The following is a 503-nucleotide window of genomic DNA, read 5'->3' on the forward strand; positions in this document are numbered from 1 at the left end:
CAGCGGGGGGCGGGCGGGTCGCCGGTTCTGCGCCTGCCGGCGTTCGCGGTGTTCCAGCCAGAGCCGGTAGCGCTCCCGTTCGCTCTGGTGGCGCTGCCGTCGCCGCTGCCCGAGGCCCTGGGTGCCACGGCTGGCCGCGGCCTGCTGCAGCTGCTCGTCGTCCGCCTGGATGGGGGCGCCGTCGGCTCCGGTCAGGCGGCCAGCCAGGTAGTACAGGCCGTCGGCTTCCACCACCAGGTCGTCCTCCATGAGCTTGTCCAGGCGCCGTTTGACGGTGGTCCGGTGCAGTCCGGTGGCCCGGGCCAGGGCCGTCACGTCCGCTCCGTCCAGCGGGTGCAGGGTGGCCAGCAGCCGTGCGCCGGAGGTGCCGTGGCCGTAGTGGTGGAAGGCGTCGGTGGCCATCACCGCCTGCATGGAGCGGGAGTCGCGCCGGGGGGTGTGCATTCCCGGGACACCTGCCAGCTGCGGGGCAAGGGGGGGCGGGAGGTGTCCCGGCAGCGCAC

Annotated in this window: 1 protein-coding gene; it reads right to left on the reverse strand. The window is 74.8% G+C overall.

Features of this window, described 5'->3' with window-relative positions; translation table 11 throughout:
• Window positions 1–444 (reverse strand): helix-turn-helix domain-containing protein (locus C1I97_RS38685; RefSeq protein WP_146608485.1); only part of this gene is annotated, 444 nt, incomplete at its 3' end.
• Window positions 445–503 lie beyond the last annotated feature (59 nt).

The organism is Streptomyces sp. NTH33, assembly GCF_003236365.1.
In the GTDB taxonomy this organism is placed as follows: Bacteria; Actinomycetota; Actinomycetes; order Streptomycetales; family Streptomycetaceae; genus Streptomyces.